This is a genomic window from Streptomyces sp. NPDC059740 (assembly GCF_042733155.1).
Lineage (GTDB): Bacteria > Actinomycetota > Actinomycetes > Streptomycetales > Streptomycetaceae > Streptomyces.
The window spans coordinates 24,413-42,436 of the sequence record NZ_JBHWGP010000002.1; the positions used below are offsets into that span (position 1 = coordinate 24,413).

General features: G+C 73.5%; 14 protein-coding genes. 5 read left to right on the top strand and 9 right to left on the bottom strand.

Going from position 1 to position 18,024, the window contains the following annotated elements; translation table 11 throughout:
- Positions 1-20 precede the first annotated feature (20 nt).
- The 4 genes from ACFV3R_RS02965 to hrcA form a co-directional block, all read right to left on the bottom strand.
- Positions 21-764, bottom strand: a complete 744-nt coding sequence (locus ACFV3R_RS02965; protein ID WP_385574405.1) for a 16S rRNA (uracil(1498)-N(3))-methyltransferase — start codon at positions 762-764, stop codon at positions 21-23.
- Positions 761-1,900, bottom strand: coding sequence for an NAD(P)H-dependent flavin oxidoreductase (locus ACFV3R_RS02970; RefSeq protein WP_385574408.1), 1,140 nt, complete (start codon positions 1,898-1,900; stop codon positions 761-763). Before ACFV3R_RS02970 ends, ACFV3R_RS02965 begins: the two co-directional genes overlap by 4 nt.
- A gap of 140 nt (positions 1,901-2,040) precedes the next feature.
- Complete coding sequence (gene dnaJ / locus ACFV3R_RS02975; protein WP_385574411.1) at positions 2,041-3,177, bottom strand: molecular chaperone DnaJ; 1,137 nt, start codon at positions 3,175-3,177, stop codon at positions 2,041-2,043.
- Positions 3,178-4,194, bottom strand: a complete 1,017-nt coding sequence (gene hrcA, locus ACFV3R_RS02980; protein WP_385574414.1) for a heat-inducible transcriptional repressor HrcA — start codon at positions 4,192-4,194, stop codon at positions 3,178-3,180.
- Between the two features lie 308 nt (positions 4,195-4,502).
- Between hrcA and ACFV3R_RS02985 the strand changes: the two genes are divergently transcribed.
- Both ACFV3R_RS02985 and ACFV3R_RS02990 read left to right on the top strand, forming a co-directional pair.
- Positions 4,503-5,261 carry an MBL fold metallo-hydrolase gene (locus ACFV3R_RS02985; RefSeq protein WP_385574417.1) on the top strand — a complete coding sequence of 253 codons (759 nt, stop codon included), beginning with the start codon at positions 4,503-4,505 and terminating at the stop codon, positions 5,259-5,261.
- Between the two features lie 28 nt (positions 5,262-5,289).
- Complete coding sequence (locus ACFV3R_RS02990; protein ID WP_385574420.1) at positions 5,290-6,129, top strand: DUF3097 domain-containing protein; 840 nt, start codon at positions 5,290-5,292, stop codon at positions 6,127-6,129.
- 42 nt (positions 6,130-6,171) lie between these two features.
- On the opposite strand, the gene hemW is transcribed toward ACFV3R_RS02990, so the two are convergent.
- Both hemW and ACFV3R_RS03000 read right to left on the bottom strand, forming a co-directional pair.
- Positions 6,172-7,404: a radical SAM family heme chaperone HemW gene (gene hemW / locus ACFV3R_RS02995; protein WP_385574423.1), complete on the bottom strand. Its 1,233-nt coding sequence runs from the start codon at positions 7,402-7,404 to the stop codon at positions 6,172-6,174.
- A 148-nt stretch (positions 7,405-7,552) separates the two neighbouring features.
- Positions 7,553-10,207, bottom strand: a complete 2,655-nt coding sequence (locus ACFV3R_RS03000; protein WP_385574427.1) for a SpoIIE family protein phosphatase — start codon at positions 10,205-10,207, stop codon at positions 7,553-7,555.
- A gap of 201 nt (positions 10,208-10,408) precedes the next feature.
- Between ACFV3R_RS03000 and ACFV3R_RS03005 the strand changes: the two genes are divergently transcribed.
- Complete coding sequence (locus ACFV3R_RS03005; RefSeq protein WP_385574430.1) at positions 10,409-10,990, top strand: sugar O-acetyltransferase; 582 nt, start codon at positions 10,409-10,411, stop codon at positions 10,988-10,990.
- Between the two features lie 122 nt (positions 10,991-11,112).
- Here ACFV3R_RS03005 and ACFV3R_RS03010 read toward each other — a convergent pair whose 3' ends face one another.
- Positions 11,113-12,999 carry an AMP-dependent synthetase/ligase gene (locus ACFV3R_RS03010; protein WP_385574432.1) on the bottom strand — a complete coding sequence of 629 codons (1,887 nt, stop codon included), beginning with the start codon at positions 12,997-12,999 and terminating at the stop codon, positions 11,113-11,115.
- A 380-nt stretch (positions 13,000-13,379) separates the two neighbouring features.
- Positions 13,380-15,248: a translation elongation factor 4 gene (gene lepA, locus ACFV3R_RS03015; RefSeq protein WP_385574434.1), complete on the bottom strand. Its 1,869-nt coding sequence runs from the start codon at positions 15,246-15,248 to the stop codon at positions 13,380-13,382.
- A gap of 296 nt (positions 15,249-15,544) precedes the next feature.
- Here lepA and rpsT point away from each other — a divergent pair, with 296 nt between their 5' ends.
- Positions 15,545-15,811, top strand: coding sequence for a 30S ribosomal protein S20 (gene rpsT, locus ACFV3R_RS03020; protein ID WP_385574436.1), 267 nt, complete (start codon positions 15,545-15,547; stop codon positions 15,809-15,811).
- 484 nt (positions 15,812-16,295) lie between these two features.
- Here rpsT and holA read toward each other — a convergent pair whose 3' ends face one another.
- Positions 16,296-17,279: a DNA polymerase III subunit delta gene (gene holA, locus ACFV3R_RS03025; protein WP_385574438.1), complete on the bottom strand. Its 984-nt coding sequence runs from the start codon at positions 17,277-17,279 to the stop codon at positions 16,296-16,298.
- A gap of 184 nt (positions 17,280-17,463) precedes the next feature.
- On the opposite strand from holA, the gene ACFV3R_RS03030 reads away from it, so the two are divergent.
- A complete protein-coding gene (locus ACFV3R_RS03030; protein ID WP_385574441.1) occupies positions 17,464-17,709 on the top strand; it encodes a hypothetical protein in 246 nt (81 codons plus the stop codon).
- The last annotated feature ends 315 nt before the right edge of the window (positions 17,710-18,024 follow it).

The following is an 18,024-nucleotide window of genomic DNA, read 5'->3' on the forward strand; positions in this document are numbered from 1 at the left end:
CTGCTGCCGGAGCGCCCGGCTCACCCCCACCGCCCCGTCCGCCCCAGCAGCAGCGCCGCGGCGGCCGTGCCCGCGGTGGAGGTGCGGAGCACGGACGGGCCCAGGCGGTAGGGGTGGGCGCCGGCCTCGGCGAAGGTGGTCAACTCCTCGGGGGAGACTCCGCCTTCGGGGCCGACCACCAGGACGATCTCGCCGGACTCGGGCAGGGGCGCGGTGGCCAGCGGGGTGCTGCCCTCCTCGTGGAGGACGGCGGCGAGATCGGCTCCGGCCAGCAGACGGGCGACGTCCTCGGTGGTGGCGGCTTCGGCGACATGCGGAAAGGTCAGCCGGCGGGACTGCTTGCCCGCCTCCCGGGCCGTGGCACGCCACTTGGCCAGCGCCTTGGTGCCGCGCTCGGCCTTCCAGCGGGTGACGCAGCGGGCGGCCTGCCAGGGAACGACGGCGTCGACGCCGGTCTCCGTCATGGTCTCCACGGCGAGTTCGCCGCGGTCGCCCTTGGGGAGCGCCTGGACGACGGTGATGCGCGGGGCCGGCGCCTCCTCGGTACGGACCGCGGTGACCTCGACGTCCAGGTGGTCCTTGCCGGAGACGGCGGTGACGGTGCCGTGGACGCCGGTGCCCGCGCCGTCGGTGAGGACGAGCTCCTCCCCCACGCGCAGCCTGCGCACCGACACCGCGTGCCGGCCCTCGGGCCCGTCCAGGGAGACGGTGGCGCCGGGCCGGGCGGCGGCGAGGCCCTCGGCGAGGAAGACGGGGGCGGTCACGGGCGGTGGGCGGTGTCGCGGGCGGAGAACGGCGCGCCGGGGAGCCCGGCGGCCGGCTGCGGGGCGCGGCCGGCGAGGGCTTCGCGGGCCGCTGCCAGTTCGCCGGCGAGGGTGCGCACCAACTGCCCGGCCGGCAGCTTGCGGATCTGCCGGAACCCCTGGCCCGCCCAGAGGTGGAGCCCGTCGGCGTCACCGGCCTTCGCGGCGGCCTTGCGCAGCGGGGAGGTCAGGTAGTGGACGGCCGGGTAGGCGGCGGGCGCGTGGTCGCTGTGCTCGGTGAGGAAGCGGTTGGCCAGGCCGCGGGCCGGCCGGCCGGAGAAGGCGCGGGTCATGGCCGTGCGGGTGTAGGCCGGGTTGGTCAGGGCCTGCTGGTGGGTCGCGCTGGCGCCCGACTCGGGGCAGAGCAGGAACGCCGTGCCGAGCTGGCCCATGTCCGCACCGGCGGCCAGCACCGCCGCGATCTGGGCGCCGCGCATCAGGCCGCCCGCCGCGATGATCGGGAGCTGCACCGTCTCGCGGACCTGCGCGACCAGGGAGAGCAGGCCCAGCGGGGAGCCGGTGCCGTCCTCGGCCGGGTCGTCGGTGTGCGTGCCGCGGTGGCCGCCGGCCTCGAAGCCCTGGACGCAGACGGCGTCCGCGCCGGACCACTGGGCGGCGCGCGCCTCGGCGGGCGAGGTGACGGTCACCACGGTGCGGGTGCCGGCCTCGGCCAAGGCGTCCAGGACCGCGCGGGAGGGGCAGCCGAAGGTGAAGGAGACCACGGGGACGCGCTCCTGGAGGAGGGCGTCGACCTTGGCCTCGTAGGCGTCGTCGGTGGAGCCGTCCGGGTCGCCGAACTCGACGCCCAGGCGGGCCGCTTCGGGGGCCAGCCGGTCGCGGTAGGCGGCGACCGCGTCGGCCGCGCCGCCGGCGGAGGGCTGCGGCATGAAGAGGTTGACGCCGAAGGCGGCGGTCGTGCGGCCCCGCAGCTCGCGGATCTCCTCGCGCATGGCGTCGACGCTCTTGTAGCCGGCGGCCAGGTGCCCCAGTCCGCCCGCCTCGCCGACGGCGGCGGCCAGTTCGGGCCCGGAGGGCCCGCCGGCCATGGGGGCCTGCACGATCGGGTGGCGGCACAGATCGGTGAGCGCGAGAGGCATGTGCGTATCGTGTCACGCCCGCTGCGGCGCACCGAGTCGACGGCGGTGCCGCGTAGATCACATCGCACCGGCGCGCCGGCCGCCCGGGGTCCTCGTGGCGAGGGTCCCGGGCGGCGCGTTCGTCCGTGCGGTGGGCGGCGTCAGCGGCCGTTGAAGGCGTCCTTCAGCCGCGAGAAGAGGCCCTGCTGCCCCGGTTGGAACTGGCCGGTGGGCCGCTCCTCACCCCGCAGCTTGGCCAGGCGGCGCAGCAGCTCCTCCTGCTCGGCGTCCAGCTTGCTCGGGGTCTGCACCTCCACGTGGACGATCAGGTCGCCCCGGCCGCCGCCGCGCAGGTGCGTGACACCGTGCTGGTGCAGCGGGATCGACTGGCCGGACTGGGTGCCGGGCCGCACGTCGACGTCCTTCATGCCGTCCAGCGTCTCCAGCGGGCACTTGGTGCCCAGGGCCGCCGCCGTCATGGGGATGGTGACCGTGCAGTGCAGGTCGTCACCGCGCCGCTGGAAGACGGGGTGGGCCGTCTCGTGGATCTCGACGTAGAGGTCGCCGGCCGGGCCGCCGCCGGGGCCGACCTCGCCCTCCCCGGCGAGCTGGATGCGGGTGCCGTTGTCCACACCCGCCGGGATCTTCACCGTCAGCGTGTGACGGGAGCGGACCCGGCCGTCGCCGGCGCACTCCGGGCAGGGCGTGGGCACGATCGTGCCGAAGCCCTGGCACTGCGGGCAGGGCCGCGAGGTCATGACCTGGCCGAGGAAGGACCGGGTGACCTGGGAGACCTCGCCCCGGCCGCGGCACATGTCGCAGGTCTGCGCGGAGGTGCCGGGGGCGGCGCCCTCACCACTGCAGGTGGTGCAGACCACGGCGGTGTCGACCTGGATGTCCTTCGTGGTGCCGAAGGCGGCCTCGTGCAGCTCGATGTCGAGCCGGATCATGGCGTCCTGGCCGCGGCGGGTGCGGGATCGCGGGCCGCGCTGCTGGGACGTGCCGAAGAAGGCGTCCATGATGTCGGAGAAGTTGCCGAAGCCGCCGGCGCCGAAGCCGCCCGCGCCTCCGCCGCCGTTCTGCGACAGGGGGTCGCCGCCGAGGTCGTAGACCTGCTTCTTCTGCGGGTCCGACAACACCTCGTAGGCGGCGTTGATCTCCTTGAACCGCTCCTGGGTCTTGGGGTCCGGATTCACGTCCGGGTGCAGCTCACGCGCCAGCCGCCGGAAAGCCTTCTTGATCTCGTCCTGCGAGGCGTCGCGCCGGACGCCCAGGACCGTGTAGTAATCCGTGGCCACTTACGACTCCGCCAGGATCTGTCCGACGTAACGTGCCACTGCGCGTACCGCTCCCATCGTTCCGGGGTAGTCCATGCGGGTCGGTCCGACCACACCGAGTTTGGCGACCGCCTCGTCGCCCGAACCGTAGCCGACCGCCACGACGGACGTGGAAGTCAGTCCCTCGTGAGCGTTCTCATGTCCGATGCGGACGGTCATGCCGGGGTCCTTCGCCTCACCGAGGAGCTTGAGCAGCACGACCTGCTCCTCCAACGCCTCCAGCACCGGCCGGATGGTCAGGGGGAAGTCGTGCCCGAAACGCGTCAGATTGGCGGTGCCGCCGATCATCAGCCGTTCCTCGGTCTCCTCCACCAGGGTCTCCAGGAGGACGGAGAGGACCGTCGAGACGGTACCCCGATCCTCCGCCTCGAACGAGTCCGGGAGGTCCTGCACGAGCTGGGGGACGTCGGTGAAGCGGCGACCCACCACCCGGCTGTTCAGCCGGGCCCGCAGGTCCGCCAGCGAGGCCTCGCCGAACGGCGCCGGGCAGTCGACCATACGCTGTTCGACCCGTCCGGTGTCCGTGATCAGCACGAGCATCAGGCGGGCCGGGGCCAGCGACAGCAGCTCGACGTGGCGGACGGTGGAGCGGGTCAGCGAGGGGTACTGCACGACGGCGACCTGCCGCGTCAACTGTGCCAGCAACCGGACGGTGCGGGCCACCACGTCGTCGAGGTCGACCGCGCCGGCCAGGAAGTTCTGGATGGCGCGCCGCTCGGGCGAGGTCATCGGCTTGACGCCGGCCAGCTTGTCGACGAAGAGCCGGTACCCCTTGTCCGTGGGGATGCGCCCGGCGCTGGTGTGGGGCTGCGCGATGTAGCCCTCCTCCTCCAGCACCGACATGTCGTTGCGCACCGTGGCCGGGGACACGCCCAGACTGTGCCGCTCGGTGAGGGCCTTGGAACCGACCGGCTCCTGGGTGCCGACGTAGTCCTGGACGATGGCACGCAGCACCTCGAGCCTGCGCTCACTCAGCATCCCGCGCACCTCCGCTCCGGCCTGGACCTCTGTCGTGGTTTCACCGTTCCTGGCACTCCTTCCATCCGAGTGCCAGACCCCGACCCAGTGTACGGCCGGAGTACACAGGCAGGGCAAGGGCGCCGACGTTCGCGCCCGGGCGGGAGAGCGACCGGGGCAGCGGCCCGCTGAGGCCCGCCCCCGCGCGGCGCCCGGTCGGGCGCGGGCCGACACCCTAGCGTGCGGCCGGCCCCGGTCGGGACCGCCCGTGCCCGGGCCGTGCGGCGCGGGCCTTCGGTCCACGGCGCTCCCGGCGTTAGCGTCGCCCCATGCGGACCACGTGGGAAGAGGCCGGTTGGGAACGGATCGGTGACGGAGTGGGCAGGCGACGGCTGCCCGGCTGGGACGAGACGGTGGGCGCCGTGGCCGGCGCCACCGGGCTCCTGGTGGTGGACGCCGGCGCCACCCTCGCCGAGGGCGGCGCGCTGGCCCACCAGGTGACGGCGATCGTCGGCGGCCCGGTGACGCACCTCGCCCTCACCCACCCCCACTTCGACCACGTGCTGGGCGCCGCGGCGTTCACCGGCGACCGGCCGCAGGACGCGGGCGGGGTGGCCGTGTACGCGGCGGTGGGGGCGGCGGAGGCGCTCAGCCACGGGCGGGAGGAGCTGCTGCGCGACGCGCGGGCGCACGGGATGCCGCACGAGGCGGTCGAGGAGGCCGCGGCGGCGCCCGTCGTCCCCGGCCACGGCGTGAGCGACACCCTCACCGTCGACCTCGGTGACCGTCAGGTGCTGCTGGCCAACGTCGGCCCGGGGCACACCGCGCACGATCTCGCCGTCGTCGTCCCGGAGCGGGAGGGGCACCCGGCGGTGGTGTTCTGCGGCGACCTCGTCGAGGAGTCGGGGGAGCCGCAGGCGGGCCCGGACGCGGTGCCCGCCCGGTGGCCGGCGGCCTTGGACCGGCTCCTGTCGCTGGGCGGTGAGCACGCCCACTACGTGCCGGGGCACGGGCGGGTGGTCGATGCCCGTTTCGTCCGTGAGCAACGTGACACCCTCGCACGGCGCTTCGGCGTGTCGCGGAGTTGACGCGCGCGCCGTTCCTATCGTCTGCCCCATGCGCAGCAGATCGTACGACGCCGACCTGACGCCGCCGTGGAAGAAGCGGCAGCCCGCCCCCGAGGTCGAGGCGGAACCGGACCTGGTCGTGGAGGAGGTCACCACGGGCTTCTGCGGTGCGGTCATCCGGTGCGAGAAGACCGCGCAGGGCCCGACGGTGACCCTGGAGGACCGTTTCGGCCGGCACCGCGTCTTCCCCCTGGAACCGCGGGGCTTCCTGCTGGAGGGCAGGGTCGTGACCCTGGTACGGCCCCGGGGGCGCACCGCCCCCACGGCACCGGCCCGCACCGCCTCGGGGTCGGTCGCCGTCCCGGGCGCGCGGGCCCGGGTGGCGCGCGCCGGGCGCATCTACGTCGAGGGACGGCACGACGCGGAGCTGGTGGAGCGGGTCTGGGGCGACGACCTGCGGGTCGAGGGCGTCGTCGTGGAGTACCTGGAGGGCGTCGACGACCTGCCGGCGATCGTCTCGGCCTTCGCCCCGGGGCCGGACGCGCGGCTCGGCGTGCTGGTGGACCATCTGGTGCCCGGCTCGAAGGAGTCCCGGATCGCCGCGTCGGTGACCGGGGAGCACGCGCTGGTCGTGGGCCACCCCTACATCGACGTCTGGGAGGCGGTGAAGCCCGCTTCCGTGGGCATCCCCGCCTGGCCGGCCGTGCCGCGCGGCCAGGACTGGAAGACCGGCGTGTGCCGGGCCCTGGGCTGGCCGGAGAACACCGGGGCGGCCTGGCGGCGCATCCTCGCTTCCGTGCACTCCTACCGCGATCTGGAGCCCGCGCTGCTGGGCCGCGTGGAGGAGCTGATCGACTTCGTGACCGCGCCGGAGGCGGGCGGGGTGTGAGCGTCCCGCCCGCCCGGGTGGTCCGGGGCGGGCGGGACGCCTTCAGTCGACCAGGTCGCGGACCACGGCGTCCGCCAGCAGCCGGCCCCGCAGGGTCAGGACGGCGCGGCCCTCGGCGTAGGGGCCGGGTTCCAGGAGGCCGTCGTCGAGAGCGCGGCGGGCGGCGCGGGCGCCGGCGGGGGCGAGGAGCTCCAGCGGGCAGCCGGCCGAGAGGCGCAGCTCCAGCAGGATGCGCTCGACCCGGCGGTCCTCCGCTCCCAGCACCTCGCGGCCGGCCCCGGGGGTGCGGCCCTCCTGGAGCGCCTGGGCGTAGGCGGCGGGGTGCTTCACGTTCCACCAGCGGATGCCGCCGACGTGGCTGTGGGCTCCCGGGCCGGCGCCCCACCAGTCGGCGCCGGTCCAGTACAGCTCGTTGTGGCGGCAGCGGGCGGCGGGGGTGAGGGCCCAGTTCGACACCTCGTACCACTGGTATCCCGCGGCCCCCAGCACCTCCTCGGCGATGAGGTAGCGGTCGGCGTGGACGTCGTCGTCGGTCATCTCCACCTCGCCGCGGCGGATGCGCCGGGCCAGGCCGGTGCCCTCCTCGACGATGAGGGCGTACGCCGAGACGTGGTCGGGGCCGGCCGAGAGGGCGGCGTCGAGGGTGGCGCGCCAGTCCTCGTCGCTCTCCCCCGGGGTGCCGTAGATCAGGTCGAGGTTGACGTGGTCGAAGCCGGCGGCGCGGGCCTCGGCGACGCAGGCCTCGGGGCGGCCGGGGGTGTGGGTGCGGTCCAGGACGCGCAGCACGTGCCGGCGGGCGCTCTGCATGCCGAAGGAGATCCGGTTGAAGCCGGCCGCACGGAGTTCGGCCAGGTAGCCGGGGTCGACCGACTCGGGGTTGGCCTCGGTGGTGATCTCGGCGTCCTCGGCGAGGCCGAACTCCTCCCGCACACAGGCGAGCATCCGTCCGAGGTGGGAGGCGGGCAGCAGCGTGGGGGTGCCGCCGCCGACGAAGACCGTCTGCACCGGCCGGGGGGCGTCGCCGAGGACCTTGCGGGCGAGCCGCACCTCCTCGACGAGGTTGTCGGCGTAGGTCTCCTGGGTGGCCTGGGCGCCGCCGGAGCCGCGCAGCTCGGCGGCGGTGTAGGTGTTGAAGTCGCAGTAGCCGCAGCGGGTGGCGCAGTACGGGACGTGGAGGTAGAAGCCCAGCGGGCGCCGGGCGGCGTCTCGCAGGGCGTGGGCGGGCAGGGACCCGTCCACGGGCACGGGCTCGCCGTCGGGCAGGGCGGAAGGCATTCCCCCATTGTCCGGCATCGCGGACCCGAACCGGCCGGGCCCGGCCCCCGCCCGGCTTCCGGGCTCCGGCCCGGTGCGCGCCCGGCCCCCGGCGTCCGGGCCGGGAGCCGTCGGGCTCCCGGCGGTCCGGGTCCGGCCCCCGCTCGGCTCAGCAGGTGGCGGGGCGGGGCAGGGCGCGCAGGACGAGGAGGGCGAGGTCGTCGTCGGGCGGGGTGGTGGCGAAGTCGTGGACGGTGCGGCGGATGCGCTCCGCGGTGTCCTCCGCCGACAGGCCGGCGCAGGCGGCCAGCGCCGCGGAGAGGCCGTCCTGGTCGTCGAACTGGGTCAGGCCGGAGCGGCGTTCGGTCACCCCGTCCGTGACGCACAACAGGGTCTCGCCGGGCTTCAGGTCGAAGGACTCGCAACTGTAGACCGCGTCCTCGACAACGCCCAGCAGCATCTGCGGCGCCGCCACCACCCGGACCCGGCCGTCCGTCCCGAGCACCAGGGGCAGCGGGTGGCCGGCGCTGGCGAGGGTGCAGCGCACGCCGCGCTCGCCGCCCTGGAGGGGTCGGATCTCCCCGTAGAGGAGGGAGAGGAAGCGGGTCTGCTCGTCCTCGTCCCGCAGCCCCATGACGGGTTCGGACCGGGTGGCGTCGGCTGCCGCCACGGCCGCCGCCACGGCCATGACCGAGTCGGCGGCCTCGCGCGTCATGGTCTTGTTCAGCCTGTCCAGCACGTGGGCGACGCCGAAGCCTTCGCGGGCCAGGAGGCGCAGGACGGGGCGGGCCAGGCCGGTGACGGCTGCGGCCTCCGGGCCGCTGCCGCAGACGTCGCCCAGGGCGAAGCACCAGCGGTCCCGGTCCGCCTCGAACAGGTCCCAGAAGTCGCCGCCGGCCCAGGTGCCCTCCCGGGGTTCGTAGACCACGGCCGATTCCATGCCGGGCACCGCGGGGCGGCCCTTGGGCAGCAGCCGGCGTTGCAGGACACGGCTGATGCGCTCCTGACGTGAGTAGGCGTGGGCGGTGGCCAGGGCCCTGGCCACCCGGCGGGAGAGGTCCTCCAGCAGCCCGAGGACCGCGCCGGGGAAGCGGCCGAGTCCGGAGCGCCCCATGATCAGCGTGCCGTGGCAGCGGCCTCCGGCGACCAGCGCGCAGGCCAGCGCCGCACCGTCCGACCCGTCGGGGTGGCTCGTCCCCTCGGGCCAGGACCAGGGGACGGGGGCCGCCGCGCTGCCGGTGGGGAGGGGGTGGCCGTGTGCCGCGAGGGTCGGTGGCGTCTTCTCCAGGACGGCCCGCAGGGCGTCGGTGCGGCTCTCGTTGGCGTGCCACACCCGGGCCAGGCGGGAGGCCGGTCCGCTCTCCTCGCGCATCGCGGTGCCCTCCGCGTGCGGGCCGGGGCCCGCGTCGTCCAGCCAGACGGCGCACCAGTCGGCGACCCGGGGGACCAGGAGCTGGGCGGTGAGGGCTGCGACCTGGTCGGCGTCGAGTTGGCCGCCGAGAAGGTCGGAGGCCTCCGCGAGGAAGGAGAGGGTGCCGTGGTCGGGCCACTGCGTCTCCCGCCGCGAGGCGCACCCCGCCGTCGGCGGGGCCGACGCCGTGGCGGTGCCGGTCGCGAGCGGGGGCCTGCCCGGGTCGGCCGGTGCCTTCGCCCGCTCGGAGCGGGACGGGGCTACGGCGGCTGCCGGGGACACGGTGGCGACCGGGTCCGGGGCGGCCTGGTCCGGCGGGGCCGGGTGTGAGGAGGCCGGTGCTGCGTGGCCGTCGGGGGCGGTGGTGGCGGGTCGGGACGGCGTCGTGTCGCTGCCGGGTGCTTCGAAGGGCTCAAGGGGCCCGGGGGTCCATGATCCGGTGCCGTAGGTGTTCCGGCCCCGGCGCGCCTCCGCCCGCCATGCGTCGAGGGAGTCCCCGCGTGCGGTGGCGGCAGCGGCAGGGGGCCCGAGCGGCTGGGGTGCGGTGGCCGTCGCCGACCGCCCGGACGGCGCGGTGGTACCGGGGCGGTCCGGATGGCCGGCGGCGGGGAGGGCCGGCGTGGCGAGGTCGGGGGTGGTGAGGGGGGAGGCCGCCGGTGGCAGCCGGGGCGTCACCACCATCCGGAACCAGACGGTCTTGGAGGCGCGGCTGTAGGTGATGCCCCAGGCCTCGGCGAGCGCGCCGACCAGGTGGAGCCCCCGGCCGCCGGCGGCCTCCGTCCCGGCCCACTCCTCGTGGCCCCGCACGGCGCGCGCCGGGTGGTGGTCGCGGACCTCGACGGTCACCGTGGCGGGCGAGGCCGAGCCCTCCCGGCCCCCGGCCCCGCCGTCCTGCGGCGCGCGGTCCGCGGTCTCGCCGAAGGTGTCGGCCGCCGATGGCGGTGCGGTCGGCGGGGCGAGGTGGCAGCGGACGTCGACGCCCGTGCCGGCGTGGACGACGGCGTTGGTCACCAGCTCGCTGACCAGCAGTACGGCCTCGTCGACCAGGACCTCGTCGATACCGTCGGCGCCGTGGACGCCCTCGTCCCGCCACTGCCGGAGACGGTCCCGGACGAACCGCCGCGCCGTCGCGGCGGCTCCCGGGTCTCCGGGCAGGCTGGTGCGTGCGTCCGGTGGGGCGGCCGGCCGGGGCGGGGTCTGAGGGACGGGCTGCGGCAGCACGTCCGGGAGCGCCGGGGCCCCGACGTCGCGAGCCGGCTCGCCGGGTCCGCCGCTGCGCCGCGGGGAGTCGGGGCGGGTGGGGTGCGGTTGCCGTACGGCCTCCTCCGGTACGGGGGCGCCGGCCGCCGGTCGTGGGGACGGCCATGCCCGCACGACTTCGACCTTCCGTTGCGACGTCGCCGTCGTCCTCATACACCCTCTCCCCGCTGCCTCCGCCGGCGCCGAGCGACGCCTCCGCCAGAGTGACAGACAGACGGCTTGCGCACACGAAGAGTCACGAAACTCCAGCGGACCGGGTGACGGCGGCCGCGCACCAGGTCCGCAGCGGGCCGCTTCGGCGCCCTGCCCGGGCGGAGCGCACGGACGCACCTCGGGGAACGTAGTGTCGTTCGCATGGCGACGGACCACTTTGCCAACGACCCGCGCACCCACCTGGAGCGCATGCTGGCGGGCGACCTCTACGTCGCCGACGATCCCGAGATCGCCGGCAGGCAGCAGCGCGCCATGCGGCTGGCCGCGCGCTACCAGGCCGCGTTCCTGGACGACCCCTCCGCCGCCCGGCCGCTCCTCGCCGAGCTGCTCGGCTCTGTGGGTGAGGAGGTCGAGGTGCGGCCACCGCTGTACGTGGACTACGGCAGCAACATCTCCATCGGAGCCCGGACCTTCGTCAACCACAACCTGACGGCTCTGGACGTGGCGGCGATCACCGTCGGCGAGGACTGCCAGATCGGTCCTGGTGTCCAGCTCCTGACACCCACCCACCCCCTGGAGCCGGAGCTCCGGCGCGACAAGCTGGAGGCCGCGCTCCCCATCACCCTCGGGGACAACGTCTGGCTCGGCGGAGGCGTCATCGTCTGCCCGGGGGTGAGCATCGGCAGCAACAGCGTCATCGGCGCCGGATCGGTCGTCACCAAGGACGTCCCCGCCGACGTTCTCGCCGTCGGCAATCCCGCCCGCCGCGTCCGGGACCTCTGAGAACTCCGGCGCCCGACGGCCGGCCGGGGCAGGACCGCGCCCGGGGCGGGTGCGGGCAGCACCCGCCCCGGGCGCGGGCGGTACGCGGTGCGGACGCGGACCGCCCGGGCCGTGGGCGGCGGTCAGGCCTCGCGGGTGCCGGCGTACATCTCGTCCAGGAGGTGCTGGAAGCTCGCCTCCACCACGGGGCGCTTGACCTTCAGGCTGGGTGTCACCTCACCGTGCTCGATGTCGAGGTCACGGGGCAGGATGCGGAACTTGCGGATCTTCTGCCAGCGCTGGAGGCCCTCGTTGAGCCGCTCCACGTAACCGTCGATGAGCGCGCGGACCGCGTCGCTCGCCACCACGTCCTCGTAGCGGCGGCCGCCCTGGCCGTGCTCCTCGGCCCACTTCATGATGGTGGGCTCGTCGAGCGAGATCAGGGCGGTGCAGAAGTTGCGGTTGGCACCGTGCACGAGGATGTTGGAGACGAACGGGCAGACGGCCTTGAACTGGCCCTCGACCTCGGCCGGCGCGATGTACTTGCCGCCGGAGGTCTTGATCAGGTCCTTCTTGCGGTCGGTGATGCGCAGGTAGCCGTCGACGGACAGCTCGCCGATGTCACCGGTGTGGAACCAGCCGTCGGACTCCAGCACTTCGGCCGTCTTCTCGGGCAGGCCGTGGTAGCCCTGCATGATGCCGGGGCCGCGCAGCAGGACCTCGCCGTCCTCGGCGATACGGACCTCGGTGCCCGGCAGCGGCTTGCCGACGGTTCCGGTGCGGTAGGCCTCGCCGGGGTTGACGAAGCTCGCCGCGCTGGACTCGGTCAGACCGTAGCCCTCCAGGATGTGGATGCCGGCGCCGGCGAAGAAGAAACCGATCTCCGGCGCGAGCGCGGCCGAGCCGGAGACCGCGGCGCGCAGTCTGCCGCCGAACGCCTCCCGGATCTTGCCGTAGACGAGTGCGTCGGCGATCCGGTGCTTGGCGGCCAGCCCGGCGGGGACCGAACGGTTGCCCGTGCGCCGGAAGTTGTCCTGCGAGACCCGCGCGTACTCCCGGGCGACACCCGCCGCCCACTGGAAGATGCGGTACTTCGCGGCCCCGCCCTCGCGGGCCTTGGAGGCGACGCCGTTGTACACCTTCTCGAAGATGCGGGGTACCGCCGCCATGTAGGTCGGCCGCACGATCGGCAGGTTCTCCACGATCTTGTCGACCCGGCCGTCCACGGCGATGACGTGTCCGGCGGTGATCTGGCCTGCCGTCAGCACCTTGCCGAAGACGTGCGCCAGCGGCAGCCACAGGTACTGGACGTCCTCGGCCGTGACCATGCCGGCGGTCTCGATGGCCACCGCCATGTAGGCCCAGGCGTCGTGGGCGAGGCGGACACCCTTGGGACGACCGGTGGTGCCGGAGGTGTAGATGAGGGTGGCGAGCTGGTCGGCGCGGAGTGCGGCCACCGACTCCTTCACGCAGGTGGGGTTCTTCTCGCGGTGCTCGGCGCCCCGCCGCTCCAGCTCGGCGAGGGAGAGCACGAAGTCCGCCGGGTCGTCCGCCGCCGGCTTGGCGTCGGCCTCCTCGATCACCACGACGTGTGACAGGTGCGGCAGTTCGGCGCGCCGCTCCCGGGCCTTGGCGAGCTGCGCGGCGTCTTCCGCGATCAGCACCCGGCTCTCGGAGTCGGCGAGGATGAAGGCCGTCTCCTCGGCGTTGGTGCTGGGGTAGACCGTGGTGGTGGCCGCGCCCGAGCACAGCACACCGAGGTCGGCGAGGATCCACTCCAGGCGGGTCGCGGCGGCCAGCGCCACCCGCTCCTCCGCGCGGACGCCGAGGGCCATCAGGCCGGCGGCGATGGAGGAGACCCGTTCGGCGGCCTCGCCCCAGGTCAGCGACTTCCACTCGTCCTTCCCGCCGTCCCGGGACGGCACGGGATAGCGGTACGCCTCGGCGTCCGGAGTGGCGGCGACCCGCTCGAGGAAGAGCGTTGCCACGGATGGTGGCCGGTTCTCGATCTGTGTCTGGGTGTCCGTCACGGCATCCTCCGGGGCCCGCCTCATATTGCTGGTGACTCGTGAGTAACCTTCGAGCAGTGATCAGACTAGAGGCGACCCGGCCGCCATGTAAGAGGGTGGCAGGCACGCAGGTACGGATGTGACCAGGGCGATAGCTGTGCTCTGCACGGGCCCTTCACACCCTTGGATGGCGGTCGACACCGGGGTCCTCGACCGTCACTCGAAGTGACGATGCACCCGCGCCCGTCGTTGACGATGCGCCCCGTGCCCGTCATCGACGGGCCACCGGCGGCGTCCCTTCACCGACGGAGAGAGAGCGGGCTGACGCAGAAGGGCGTGGCACCGCCGTAGCGGCACCACGCCCTCACCCTCGCTCCGGACCCCGGCCCGGGCTGCGGGTCCTACTTCTTGCCCTTGGTCTCCGGGCCGGAGGAGTCCGAGGAGAGCACGGCGATGAACGCCTCCTGCGGCACCTCCACGCTGCCGACCATCTTCATGCGCTTCTTGCCCTCCTTCTGCTTCTCCAGCAGCTTCCGCTTCCGGGAGATGTCTCCGCCGTAGCACTTGGCGAGGACGTCCTTGCGGATGGCGCGCACCGTCTCGCGGGCGATGACGCGGCTGCCGATGGCGGCCTGGATGGGTACCTCGAAGCTCTGCCGCGGGATGAGCTCGCGCAGCTTGGCGACCAGCCGCACGCCGTAGGCATAGGCCTTGTCCTTGTGGGTGATCGCGGAGAACGCGTCCACCTTGTCGCCGTGCAGCAGGATGTCGACCTTGACGAGGTCAGCCACCTGGTCGCCGGTGGGCTCGTAGTCGAGGGAGGCGTAACCGCGCGTCTTGGACTTGAGCTGGTCGAAGAAGTCGAAGACGACCTCGGCCAGCGGCAGCGTGTACCGGATCTCCACCCGGTCCTCGGAGAGGTAGTCCATGCCGAGGAGCACGCCGCGCCGGTTCTGGCACAGCTCCATGATCCCGCCGATGAACTCGCTGGGCGCCAGCAGCGTGGCCCGCACCACCGGCTCCCGCACCTCGGCGATCTTGCCGGTGGGGAACTCACTCGGATTGGTGACCTCGTGCTCCGTTCCGTCCTCCATCGTGACGCCGTAGACGACGTTGGGGGCGGTGGCGATGAGGTCGAGGCCGAACTCGCGCTCCAGCCGCTCCCGGATGACCTCCAGGTGCAGCAGGCCGAGGAAGCCGACGCGGAAGCCGAAGCCGAGCGCCGCGGAGGTCTCGGGCTCGTAGGTCAGGGCGGCGTCGTTGAGCTGGAGCTTGTCCAGTGCCTCGCGCAGCTCCGGGTAGTCCGAGCCGTCCAGCGGGTAGAGGCCGGAGAACACCATGGGCTTGGGGTCCTTGTACCCGCCCAGCGGCTGGTCCGCCGGCTCCTGGAGCCGGGTGATCGTGTCACCGACCTTGGACTGCCGGACGTCCTTCACACCGGTGATCAGGTAGCCGACCTCGCCCACGGACAGGCCGTCGGCGGCCTTCATCTCCGGCGAGTTGGTGCCGATCTCCAGCAGCTCGTGGGTGGCGCCGGTCGACATCATCTTGATGCGCTCGCGCTTGCTCAGCGTGCCGTCGACGACCTTCACGTAGGTCACGACACCGCGGTAGGCGTCGTAGACCGAGTCGAAGATCATCGCCCGGGCGGGGGCGTCCTTGACTCCGACAGGAGCCGGAACGTCACGGACGACCTTGTCCAGCAGCTCCGTCACGCCGACGCCCGTCTTGGCGGAGACCCGCAGCACGTCGGAGGGCTCACATCCCACGAGGTTCGCCAGCTCCTCGGCGAACTTCTCCGGCTGGGCCGCCGGCAGGTCGATCTTGTTGAGGACCGGGATGATCTGGAGGTCGTGCTCCATCGCCAGGTAGAGGTTGGCGAGGGTCTGGGCCTCGATGCCCTGGGCGGCGTCCACCAACAGGATGCACCCCTCGCAGGCGGCGAGGGAGCGGGAGACCTCGTAGGTGAAGTCGACGTGGCCCGGGGTGTCGATCATGTTGAGGATGTGGGTCGTGCCACTGTCCTCGGTGGGCGCCCAGGGGAGACGGACCGCCTGGGACTTGATCGTGATGCCGCGCTCGCGCTCGATGTCCATGCGGTCGAGGTACTGCGCGCGCATCTGACGCTGGTCGACGACACCGGTGAGCTGGAGCATCCGGTCGGCGAGCGTCGACTTGCCGTGGTCGATGTGCGCGATGATGCAGAAGTTACGGATGAGAGCCGGGTCCGTTCGGCTCGGCTCCGGCACGTTCGTAGGGGTCGCGGGCACGCAGGGTCCATTCAGTGAACGTCAGACAACGCGGTCGGGCGGTACTCGGGTGAGACTGCGGTCACAGGTCTTCCGGTGTACGTCTCCCCCATCGTCCCATGAGCGCCGTCCGCCGCCTGGTTTGGGAGGGCGTGGACCTCGCTGGTAGTCTGACCCACTGCGCTTCGTGCCGCCCGCGGCCGAGGTGCTCTCTCGGAGGTTCCCCCACGCGACGGCGGTCCGGCAGGTCCGGGGTGTCGGTGGTTCCGGGTGTCTCCGAGGCGACAGCAGACCAACGAACCTGAGAAGGCTCTTTCGTGGCGAACATCAAGTCCCAGATGAAGCGGATCAAGACCAACGAGAAGGCTCGTCAGCGCAACAAGGCTGTCAAGTCCTCTCTGAAGACCGCGATCCGTCGTACCCGTGAGGCTGTGGAGGCCGGTGACCTGCAGAAGGCCACCGCCGCCGTCGCCGAGGCGGGCAAGAAGCTCGACAAGGCCGTCAGCAAGGGCGTCATCCACAAGAACGCCGCTGCGAACAAGAAGTCGGCCCTGGCCAAGAAGGTCTCCGCCCTCAAGGGCTGATCCTCGGCCCCCGGCCCCGGTCGGGAACCTCCGGATCGACCTTCGCGGACCAAGCTTCCGCGTGACTCCACCTGGTACCGGCAAGGACACAGCGGCCCCTCTCACCGCTCCTTCCGGCACCGCCCCCGGCCTCGGGCCGGGGTCCGTACCGCACGCGGCCTGCGTTCGCCACGCGGGTGCGGTACCAAGAGCCTGAGAACTCAGCTCGACGACGAAGGCCCCGCGCCAGCCCTTCCCCGGGTGGTGCGGGGCCTTCGTCGTGTCCGCCGGGGGTGCGGGTCGCCGCCGTGTCGCCCTGTCCGTGGTGGGTGGGGGTGCCGGCCTGTGCGCGGGAGGCACCCGTCCTGCCCGGAAGTGGGCGGATCACCGCCGCGCCGCGGGCGGATGCCTGCGTCGTCGATCGAGGCCGGCTCCGCGCGCCGGGGCCCGGGGAGGCCGACCCGGGGCTGCCGGGGCTTGTGGCGCCGTCGGCGGAGGGGTGCGTTCAGCGGGAGCCGGCGGCGCGGGCGATGGTGACGACGGCTTTCTCCAGGGCGTACGCCGGGTCGTCGCCGCCTCCCTTGACGCCGGCGTCGGCCTCGGCCACCGCCCGCAGGGCCGTCGCCACACCGTCGGCGGTCCAGCCCCGCATCTGCTGCCGCACGCGGTCGATCTTCCAGGGCGGCATGCCCAGGTCGCGGGCGAGGTCTCCTGGTCGGGCGCCGCGGGGGGCGGAGGCCAGCTTCCCGATCGCCCGGACTCCCTGCGCGAGGGCGCTCGTGATCATCACAGGAGCCACCCCCGTGGACACCGCCCAGCGCAGCGCCTCCAGCGCCTCCGCGGCACGCCCCTCGACCGCCCGGTCGGCGACGGTGAAGCTCGACGCCTCCGCGCGCCCGGTGTAGTAGCGGCCGACGACCGCCTCGTCGATGGTCCCCTCGATGTCGGCGACCAGCTGCGAGCAGGCCGAGGCGAGCTCCCGCAGGTCGCTTCCGATGGCGTCGACGAGCGCCTGGCACGCCTCCGGTGTCGCCGAACGTCCGGACTGCCGGAACTCCGCCCGGACGAAGGCGAGGCGGTCCGCAGGCTTGGTCATCTTCGGACAGGCGACCTCACGTGCCCCCGCCTTCCGAGCCGCGTCCAGCAACCCCTTGCCCTTGGCCGCGCCCGCGTGCAACAGGACGAGGGTGATCTCCTCGACCGGTGCTCCGAGGTAGTCCTTGACGTCCTTGATGGTGTCCGCCGAGAGGTCCTGGGCGTTGCGGACCACGACGACCTTGCGCTCGGCGAAGAGCGAGGGGCTGGTCAGCTCGGCCAGCGTGCCGGGCTGGAGCTTCTCCGGAGTGAGGTCGCGGACGTCGGTGTCGGCGTCGGCGGCCCGTGCAGCGGCCACCACCTGCTGCACGGCACGGTCCAGCAGCAGTTCCTCCTGCCCGACGGCGATCGTGACAGGGGCGAGCGGGTCGTCTTGTGCGGATTTCCTGGCCATCGGCTCCAGCATCCCACGGCGGGGTGACAACCCCCGCTCCGCCGCCTGGTGCCCGGCCTCGTGCCCCGTCCCGTCGCCTCCGTTCCCGCGGCTCCTGCCCATGCGCCGCCCCGTTGCCCGTCGGGGTCCGGAGGAGGCGGCGGGCCCCTCGGGAGCCCGGGGCCGGGTCCCGGACAATGGGACGGTGAGCGACGCACGACACCATGTACTCGTACTTCCCGAACGCGACGCCGCCGAGGAGGTGGCCGAAGGGCTGACGGCCCGCTTCCCCACGCTGGACGAACCGGAACTGGTCCGCGACGCCCTGGCGGGCGAGGACGACGCGGAGGACGCGCAGTGGCTGGTCGTCCTGGACGACCCGGACGGTGTCTGTGACCCACGCGAACTCGACCAGGTGGCACAGGCCCACGACGGCTGGCTGGAGCGGTGAGCTGGGTGGGGTGTGCGGACTGGTCGGGGTGTGCCGGCTGGTCGGGGCGCTGAGCTTGGGTTGGGGTCGTGAGCTGGTTGGGGTGTGCCGGCTGGTCGGGGCGTTGAGCTGGTCGGGGTGTGCCGGCTGGTTGGGGTCGTGAGCTGATCGGGGTGTGCCGGCTGGTCGGGGCGCTGAGCTGGTCGGGGTGTGCCGGCTGGTTGGAGTGGTGAGCTGGTCGGGCAGTGGTGGCTGGTCGGGGGAGCGGGATGGGTGTTCCTCTTCTTCCTGGGCCCCCTCCCCCCTCCCCCACCCTGCCCCCTCCGCCCCTCCGCC

What these genes read in the sequence shown, in the direction of transcription:
- hrcA (WP_385574414.1), bottom strand. Translation starts at nt 4,194, where the DNA reads ATGCTGAGTGAGCGCAGGCTCGAGGTGCTGCGTGCCATCGTCCAGGAC.
- ACFV3R_RS02970 (WP_385574408.1), bottom strand. Translation starts at nt 1,900, where the DNA reads ATGCCTCTCGCGCTCACCGATCTGTGCCGCCACCCGATCGTGCAGGCC.
- ACFV3R_RS02985 (WP_385574417.1), top strand. Translation starts at nt 4,503, where the DNA reads ATGCGGACCACGTGGGAAGAGGCCGGTTGGGAACGGATCGGTGACGGA.
- hemW (WP_385574423.1), bottom strand. Translation starts at nt 7,404, where the DNA reads ATGCCTTCCGCCCTGCCCGACGGCGAGCCCGTGCCCGTGGACGGGTCC.
- holA (WP_385574438.1), bottom strand. Translation starts at nt 17,279, where the DNA reads ATGGCCAGGAAATCCGCACAAGACGACCCGCTCGCCCCTGTCACGATC.
- ACFV3R_RS03000 (WP_385574427.1), bottom strand. Translation starts at nt 10,207, where the DNA reads ATGAGGACGACGGCGACGTCGCAACGGAAGGTCGAAGTCGTGCGGGCA.
- ACFV3R_RS02990 (WP_385574420.1), top strand. Translation starts at nt 5,290, where the DNA reads ATGCGCAGCAGATCGTACGACGCCGACCTGACGCCGCCGTGGAAGAAG.
- ACFV3R_RS03005 (WP_385574430.1), top strand. Translation starts at nt 10,409, where the DNA reads ATGGCGACGGACCACTTTGCCAACGACCCGCGCACCCACCTGGAGCGC.